8 protein-coding genes are annotated in these 8,721 nt (G+C 37.3%); 5 read left to right on the forward strand and 3 right to left on the reverse strand.

Going from position 1 to position 8,721, the window contains the following annotated elements; genetic code table 11:
- Nucleotides 1-250: 250 nt before the first annotated feature.
- The 3 genes from rny to H6A61_RS14530 all read right to left on the reverse strand — a co-directional run bounded on the left by rny (nucleotide 251) and on the right by H6A61_RS14530 (nucleotide 2,508).
- Nucleotides 251-1,786 (reverse strand): ribonuclease Y, encoded by a 1,536-nt coding sequence (gene rny / locus H6A61_RS14520; protein WP_204394597.1) that lies wholly within the window; start codon nucleotides 1,784-1,786, stop codon nucleotides 251-253.
- A 103-nt stretch (nucleotides 1,787-1,889) separates the two neighbouring features.
- Entirely contained in the window at nucleotides 1,890-2,183 is a 294-nt protein-coding gene (locus H6A61_RS14525; RefSeq protein WP_154042950.1) for a cell division protein ZapA, read from the reverse strand.
- Nucleotides 2,184-2,214: 31 nt separating this feature from the next.
- Nucleotides 2,215-2,508 (reverse strand): hypothetical protein, encoded by a 294-nt coding sequence (locus H6A61_RS14530; protein ID WP_154042949.1) that lies wholly within the window; start codon nucleotides 2,506-2,508, stop codon nucleotides 2,215-2,217.
- A gap of 238 nt (nucleotides 2,509-2,746) precedes the next feature.
- Here H6A61_RS14530 and H6A61_RS14535 point away from each other — a divergent pair, with 238 nt between their 5' ends.
- The 5 genes from H6A61_RS14535 to H6A61_RS14555 all read left to right on the forward strand — a co-directional run bounded on the left by H6A61_RS14535 (nucleotide 2,747) and on the right by H6A61_RS14555 (nucleotide 8,289).
- Entirely contained in the window at nucleotides 2,747-3,172 is a 426-nt protein-coding gene (locus H6A61_RS14535; RefSeq protein WP_154042948.1) for an HIT family protein, read from the forward strand.
- Between the two features lie 490 nt (nucleotides 3,173-3,662).
- On the forward strand, nucleotides 3,663-4,778 hold the full coding sequence (locus H6A61_RS14540) for a PDDEXK nuclease domain-containing protein (RefSeq protein WP_204394598.1): 1,116 nt from the start codon (nucleotides 3,663-3,665) through the stop codon (nucleotides 4,776-4,778).
- A 168-nt stretch (nucleotides 4,779-4,946) separates the two neighbouring features.
- Nucleotides 4,947-6,350: a SecDF P1 head subdomain-containing protein gene (locus H6A61_RS16030; protein WP_239469247.1), complete on the forward strand. Its 1,404-nt coding sequence runs from the start codon at nucleotides 4,947-4,949 to the stop codon at nucleotides 6,348-6,350.
- Between the two features lie 233 nt (nucleotides 6,351-6,583).
- On the forward strand, nucleotides 6,584-6,781 hold the full coding sequence (locus H6A61_RS14550) for a hypothetical protein (protein ID WP_204394599.1): 198 nt from the start codon (nucleotides 6,584-6,586) through the stop codon (nucleotides 6,779-6,781).
- A gap of 347 nt (nucleotides 6,782-7,128) precedes the next feature.
- The gene (locus H6A61_RS14555; protein WP_204394600.1) at nucleotides 7,129-8,289 is read left to right on the forward strand and encodes a hypothetical protein; all 1,161 of its coding nucleotides are present in this window, start codon (nucleotides 7,129-7,131) and stop codon (nucleotides 8,287-8,289) included.
- The last annotated feature ends 432 nt before the right edge of the window (nucleotides 8,290-8,721 follow it).

Below are 8,721 nucleotides of genomic sequence, written 5' to 3' on the forward strand. Positions count from 1 at the left end.
TTGTTGTACTTTTGCATAACTGACAACCTTGTTAGGAATATAATGTTTAACCAGTCAACTTGGTCAGGAGTTACAACACAAACTGACAACCAAATTCAGTACACTTCAGACGCAATCAGAGCAGAAGAAAAAGAAGAGTCAAACGTCATCATATTCGTCGATAATTTTTTATATAAAACTAAAAAGGCTATATTCCAATCCTTAACCATAGGATATGAAATATAGCCTTTATTATTTATTTCTCTGTTTATTATTTTGCGAAGCTTACGGCGCGTGTTTCTCTTATCACGGTAATCTTTACCTGACCCGGATAAGTCATTTCGTCCTGTATCTTCTTGGCGATTTCTGTTGACAGGCTTTCTGTCTGCTTGTCGTCAATCTTGTCTGCACCTACTATTACGCGCAACTCGCGACCAGCCTGGATAGCATATGTCTTGGTTACACCAGGATAAGACATTGCAAGCTGTTCAAGGTCGTTCAGACGTTTGATATATGCTTCAACAATTTCGCGGCGGGCACCAGGACGCGCACCTGAGATAGCGTCGCACACCTGTACGATAGGAGCCAGCAAGCTGTTCATTTCCACTTCGTCGTGGTGAGCACCGATAGCGTTGCAGATATCAGGTTTTTCCTTGTATTTCTCAGCCAGTTTCATACCGAGCAATGCGTGTGGCAATTCAGGTTCTTCATCAGGCACCTTACCTATATCGTGAAGCAATCCGGCACGTTTTGCTTTCTTAGGATTCAATCCAAGTTCAGAAGCCATCACAGCACAGAGGTTAGCTGTTTCGCGTGCGTGTTGCAGCAGGTTCTGTCCGTATGATGAACGGTATTTCATCTTACCGATGATACGGATAAGTTCAGGATGCAGACCGTGGATACCAAGGTCGATAGTGGTACGTTTACCTGTTTCGATGATTTCTTCTTCCACCTGCTTGCGTACCTTGGCAACGACTTCTTCGATACGTGCCGGGTGGATACGTCCGTCAGTAACAAGCTGATGAAGCGCAAGGCGGGCGATTTCGCGGCGAACAGGGTCGAAAGCAGAAAGTACGATAGCTTCAGGAGTATCGTCAACTACTATTTCCACTCCGGTAGCAGCTTCAAGGGCACGTATGTTACGTCCTTCACGTCCGATGATACGTCCTTTGATTTCGTCCGATTCGATATGGAATACAGTTACAGAGTTTTCGATTGCGGTTTCAGTAGCTACTCTCTGTATAGACTGTATCACGATACGCTTAGCTTCGCGGTTAGCAGTAAGTTTAGCGTCGTCCATAATGTCGTTGATGTAAGACTGAGCCTGAGTCTTGGCTTCATCCTTGAGCGATTCAATCAGTCTTTCTTTTGCGTCCTCTGCAGACAATCCTGAGATAGCCTCAAGCTTTTCACGTTCCTGTGACTGCAGGTGGTCAAGTTCTTCTTTCTTCTTCTCGATAATTACCAGCTGTGCGTCAAGATTTTCCTTGATGGCTTCTGTTTCGTTACGTTTGCGCTGAAGTTCTTCATTCTTCTGGTTCAACACCATTTCGCGCTGTTTCAACTTGTTTTCTGCCTGCTGTATTTTCTGGTTGCGGGCAGCCACTTCCTTTTCAAGGTCGGCTTTCTTGTTCAGGAACTTCTCCTTTACTTCCAGGAGTTTGTTTTTCTTGATTACTTCGGCTTCCGTTTCAGCCTCTTTAATGATATTATCATATCTCGATTTCAGACCATATCTGAAAAAGCTATATGAAAGAGCTCCTCCTACCAGGAAGGCTACAACTGTTAGTATTACTGTTGTCAACATCTATAATTTAAGTTTAAAATATAAATAAAAACGCACAAGCTTCAGGAGTTTATCCTGTAAACTTGTGCGTGAATTTCCTTACTCGTTTCCCAAACAACTACTTTTATTTGCTGTCCTTTATGTAACCATCCAACAGGTTTTCCAGTTGTTCAATCTTTTCTTTATATGGTGTCATATCCACCGAATCCTTTATTTTTGCATTTTCGTATGCCAGTTCCAGTGCCACCATAGTCCAGTGTTTCATGGTTCCGAAATCCGGATATAGACTGCGGTATTTGTTCAGTTTATTGTCAATCATTTTGGCAGCTTCACGGTAGAAAATCTCTTCTTCACGATTAATCACCAGCGGATACCGTTCTCTGTCAATCTGTAAGTGTATTTTCAGTTTGTCGTCCATATATTATATGTTTCACTGCCTTTTCTTTCCTCTATTTGTTCAGTAAAGCAATACATTTATCGACCTCACGCACCAGCCTCGTAAGTCTTTGTTTCGTGTCTCTGATTTCATCATCATTTACACTTATCATACGGGCCATTTTCAGGTTCGCATATCTGGTTTCAAGTTCTTTAATCTTACTTAACAAGACCTGTATTTCAGAATCTTTGTCGGCTATGGATTGCTTTAAAATGGCATTTTCTTTTTTCTCTTCATCATATAAAAAAAGGACATGCCTTAGCTTTCCTTCGAAACTGTTTAGTAGATTTTTGTCCTCTTCTGTCATCTATGCTACATGTTTTCTATGACAAATATAGTATATAACTTCGATATATGAAAATTTTTTTCTCATTTTGTATATTTATTTTGTTATTCAGCTTGTCTGTATAATGGAATTTGCCATAAATCTTAAAGTTTGATAACCTTTTGCAAAAGCTTTTCAAACAGTTTTAAATTTTGCTTCAGATGTTTATGATATATTGAAAAAGTGTATTTTTGTATGTCTATTAAAAATATGATGAGAAATGAAAAGTAATCCAATGGAGTGCTTGTATTGTCAGAATAACGATACATTGCACAGTTTAATGATTGAAATAGCGAAACTAAGTGTTTCCAGAGTGTTCCTCTTCAAGGAACAGACTTACAGAGGACGTTGTCTGGTAGCTTACAACGGACATGTTGATGATCTTAATCTTTTGAGTGATGAAGAAAGAAACGCTTTCATGGCAGATGTTGCACGCGTAACGAGAGCAATGCAGAAAGTGTTCAGTCCTGCCAAGATAAATTACGGCGCATACTCCGATACTTTGGAGCATTTACACTTCCATCTTGTTCCTAAATATGTTGATGGTCCTGATTTTGGCGGTGTGTTCCGCATGAACCCTAAGGAAGTATATTTGTCTGATGAAGAGTATGCTTCGATGATTGAAAAGATAAAGAAAGAACTTTAATATATTTATTAGTTTAACCCGGTTTCCATTCTGTTGTTCAGGTGCGGAACCGGGTTATAATTTTAATGAGCAATCTCCTTATACGTGCTGGTCTGTCGCTTTGTAAGTGAAAAGTTCTATTATTTGTCAAAATGCTTACGTTTTTTTATTTGTTATATATCATTGCTGTTTCCGAAAAATATTATTCTAGAAGGTAAGTGTTAATCCTTATTGTATTACGTGTTCTTTTGTTTATGTAAAAGATTATACAGTGTATTTATACATGTTATTTTGTTATATGTTGTATATCCTTGGCTTAAATTTTTATTGATGGATAATATCTTTCTTCTGAATATTTAAATCTTGGAAGGGTAGAAAAGCAAAATGTCAAAATGTAAATTATGTCTTTGTTATTGTTTAGTTGTGGGTCTCACTTTAATGTATTATTTTTGTTTATACATGTTTGAACAATTGATATAAACGTAACTTTGTAAATATATCAAAGGAAATTATGGCTAAAAATACAGATAAACAAGCAATTGAAAACATGTCGGATAACTTTCGTGGTTATGCGGCATTGCTTCGCAAAATCAAGCAACGGGTACTGATAGCCCAGCAAAGGGCGATTTATGCTGCCAATGAAGAAATGCTCAGGATGTATTGGGATATTGGCGGCATGTTGCAGCAAAGCCAGGATGCAGACGGTTGGGGCAAGAAAACTTTGCAACGGCTGTCAGCGGACTTGAAGAACGATTATTCCGAAATAAAAGGATTTACTGTACGTAACATGCAATATATGGTGCAGTTTTTTAATGAGTATAATCAGGAACTTACGATGATAAAAAGGGCAGTTTCCCCAATTGCGAAATCGCTGATTTCGCAATTGGATGAATATAATTTCACCCTACCTTTCAAGCATTTGGATTGGACGCACAATCTTGTATTGATAAAGCAGGTCAAAGATATTCGTGCACGCTATTGGTATATGGTGCAGAGCATTACCAATCACTGGACAACACGCTATCTGCAAGAAGCCATCAAACTTGACGATTACAACAAGCACGGAGCGTTGGCTAACAATTTCACGGAAACCCTGCCTGTTCCGGAAGCAGATGATGTGAAATCAATGCTCAAAGACCCATATATATTTGATATGCTGACTTTTACAGAGCAATACAATGAGCGTGACGTGGAAATCGGCTTGGTGAAGCATGTGGAGAAATTCCTTGTAGAAATGGGGGCAGGCTTTGCTTTCATGGGACGACAGTATCATATAGAGGTGTCTGGCGATGATTATTATATTGACATATTGATGTATAATACCTTTCTGCACCGCTATTTGGTGATTGAATTGAAAGATACGGAGTTTATACCGGAGTATATCGGCAAACTGAATTTCTACTGCTCTGCCGTAGATGATATTCTTTGCCGAGAGGGGGACAACCGGACTATCGGACTGTTGCTTTGCAAGAGCAAAGACCGTATCAAGGCAGAATATGCATTGCGTGATATTCAGAAGCCTATCGGAATTTCCGATTATGAATTAGGGCAAGCTCTACCGAAAGATTTCCGAGGTAGTTTGCCTACTATTGAAGAAATTGAGAAAGAATTAGAATCTGACATGTGATGAACAGATTTTGATTCTATCATTGTATCGTCTGCGGGAGATAAGATTGGGAATTTAGATCCTATATTTCTGTAGCTTTGCAAATTAATTCCACTAACGGTATGAAAACAGGAAATTTATTCAAAATACTTTTATTAATAATCTTTGCAACGACAATAAATTCAAATTATGAGACTCTTATACCTTTTTATCTTAATCTCTACTTCTTTTATTAGCTGTAAAACATCCAAAAGGAGTGCTGCTGGTATCATAGGAGGTGCAGACGGGCCTACCGGTGTTTATGTGACAAATAATGCTGACCAGGCATTGTCACATAGAGAAAATGGCTGGTATCATGTATTAAGTACAGACAGCTTATCTGTTAAGCCAATCATAACTGTAAAAGATATGGTTGGGTTAAAACTTGAAAAAGACTATTACGGCAAATATGCCATTAGCGGACGAATAAGCAAGCATAAGATCAACAAGTGGGCCGATGAGACTGAAAGTGCAATCGGGAAACAAATTGCATTCGTATATAACGACTCCATCATTTCAGATCCACAGGTTAATGGCAGGATAGAAAGCGGTGCATTCATGATAACGTCCCAAACAGACCAGAAACTGCCTGAAATCTATAAAGGAATAATGAAAGAGAAATCAGACTCGATTGAAGTCATTTTCGATGGCTGGGAAAAAGATTCTCTATACTATGAATTGTCCCCTGAAGAAAGAGATTCTGTAAACATGGGTATAGATTATTGGGAGGCGAAGGCATGGGTAGATATGTCTTCAAAGCCTGATGAGCACTATTGGTACAGCATAGAGGATTCTTCAGAGTATGTAAGACTGGAAAAGGCACTGGAGGATGAGCTTGAGAAAACGGGCTACAGTAGCAAAGCTTCGGACTATATGAAATCTGATGCCTACAAAGCCTACAAACAATACCTGCACGAGAACAAAGACTATATAAACCTGATGTTCCAAGGTTTTCTGTTCAATAATCTGAAGGGACTGCATGGCTATCTGGTTGATGACATAATACAATCCAAGTATTCTTCTGCGCCAAGTATAAGAAGCTATATTGACAAAACAGACAATGTGGATGACGAGAAGTTTGCCGTATATGAATGGCAAAGGAAGGTTTGGTTTCTGATGAACACTACACAAGAAAACAATACAGTAATGTCTGACGACCAGAAAGCAAGGAAAAGAATTGATAAGATGATGGAGAAGGCAAACAGATATAGAGAATCAATTACTGATACTACATATCTACAAACTACTGTCGAAATGTCGTATTCTGCCATAGACGCATTGAATACTGACGGTTATAATGACGATTATATATATAATCAGGTGATATATCTCGCAGCCCTAGACAGAGCAAGAAAATATCTGTCGGAACAGGATGGAAAACTTGTATGCCCATTGTCTTCACACGAAGATATAAATGTACGAAAGGACTTGTATGAGTTTATTATAGATTTATTCCGGCAATGGAATGAAATGCTTGACTCAGGAAACTTCAAAATTATCAAAGACGAAAAAGGGTTGCTGACAGTTGCTCATAAAAATTATGGAAATAAATAAGATTATCAACGATATTTTTAAGATAGTTCTGAATATCATCCTTATAACTATAGCTGTATCAATTTTAATCAACATATTTACATGTGAATTTACCTTAATAGGTATATTTTACCGATTATTGATAGTTGGCTTGTGCGTATTTACTATATTCAATAAGAAGTACAGGTACGTTGGTGCTTCTTTACTGTTGTTGCTGATATTTATTGCATATATATTTCATTAACTTAACATACTTGGTTGAAGGAAGCCGTCTCTACTTTTCTTCAGAAAGTGTGCGCAAACTCCGTATGCAGCACAGCTTCTGTACGGAGATAGCAGTTTTTGCCTATACCAGCCGTTTCCGTCTGGATCTTCCGAAGTGTTGTATTAACCACAAGAACGGTCACAGCATTATTAAGGTTGCTGTCCGGGGTACTACAGACAAGTCTTAGTACCTTAAATGCGAACACATCAGTAAGCAGTACACCGCTAACCTCGATGATGTCATCCTCGTGAAGTAAACTATTAAAATATTCAGATTATTCGATAATTTATTGATATATTTCTGTGTTTTTTCAGTTTTTTCAGCTTATTTCAATATTATAGTCTATATTTGTAACAATTTAGTAGATATTTTAAGACCAAAGAAGTTTATATTTTTCTGTTTCAACTATTTGTAACATAACGAATATGAATTTATCTTATGATTATTACTAATATTATAAGATATTTTTTTGTTCAACAAACAGGAAAGACAGTAATATAAAGTGAATCTAATTATGGAATCATAAATTTTAATATGAATATAAAAATGAGAAGTTTTACAATTAAAAAATGTTTTGTCTTGTTGCTTTTGATAATATCAAGTAACATTTCTGTTGCGCAAGATTGCCTTGACAGCGAATCTTATTATCAATACATTAAAAATAATGGGCAACCACATTTGGAATATGTACTTGATAAAATACGTTCACATTCAGTTGTTGCATTAGGGGAAGATCATTGGATAGATGCTCACCCTCAATTCTTGTGCGAACTGATAACTGCTTCAGCAAAAGATTCAACGGCGAATATTGATGCGGTGGCAGTTGAGTTTGGATCCGAAAGGTATCAGTATCTTGCAGATAGCTTGATAAAATCCCCAGTTTACAGAGAAGATCTGGTTTTTAAGATTTTGCAATATACACCTGATGATTTGGGTAATCCATATAAAGAATATGCAGATGTTTTCAAATCTATATGGGAAAATAATCAAAAGAAACCTGAAAATCTCCGAACACGTATCCTTTTAGTGGATCCGGCGTATATACAAGATTATTTTGACGGAAAGGACTATGTATATACGGGTTCACGGGATGATAATATGTTTGATATCATAAGAAATTATATCATTAAACGATCACACATAGTATTTTATGCTGGAGCTTCACATACCTTAGCACGTATAAATGGTACACGCCAAGGGGATTACTATTACAATTGGCCTTCAGCCGGCTTTTTACTCAAAAGCTGTTATCCTCAAGATGTATTCATCATCAATTTATGGGGTGGGCAAATGGGAAACAGAGGCTATATAGAGAACAGTCAGACTCGGTGGAATCTTATAGCTGACGGTGTAATGGATAAAGCCTTTCAGAAATATGGTAATAAACCTGTTGGATTTGATTTAAAAGATGATTTTCCTCTATTAAGGACAGAAACATATTTCGCTAATCCTACTATAAAACTGTCAAGTTATGGCGAGAATGGTTCGCCTTACACAAAAGAACAAAGGCTTAGTGATATATGTGATGGAATTGTATTTGTCAAGCCTGTATCAGAATTTAATGGAATACACCTGATAAATATTTATGACAACGAATTCATAGAAAAAGTAAATAATAGAACGAAAGGAACTTGTAAAACAGCAGAGGATATTTTAAGGAAAGTAAAAGAATGGCATCCTATTCTTCAATTTTAATGCAACCAAAATAAATGAAGCCTCCGGCGTGGTAACTCTCTTGGAGCTTCGTGCATTTGCACATACATTAGGGATTGCAGGATAAAGCCCACAGCAAAGAGAGAACTTGCAACGAAAGCCCCGACTCATAAGGGGAATGTTCATTTACGGGAATAGGTGCCGGAGACAGCCAACAATATCAATTTCATTTATAAACATCATAAAGCATATAGAGGTAGTTATCCACACCTTTATATGCTTTTTTCTTTTGGTTCCTGTTTTGATTTTGTCATATATATTTATTGGTCTCAGGCTTTTCTTCATGAGCTGAAATGAATCTTCAACTGCTATTTCATTTTCAGTACACCGCCAACCTTGATGATGTCATCCTCGTAAAGTGAACTTTTTTAGTAATACACCTCTTATAATGTTATAAATAGCTGAATATTAGAC

It is taken from the genome of Bacteroides caecigallinarum, from assembly GCF_016901995.1.
GTDB classification, from domain to species: domain Bacteria; phylum Bacteroidota; class Bacteroidia; order Bacteroidales; family Bacteroidaceae; genus Phocaeicola; species Phocaeicola cellulolyticus.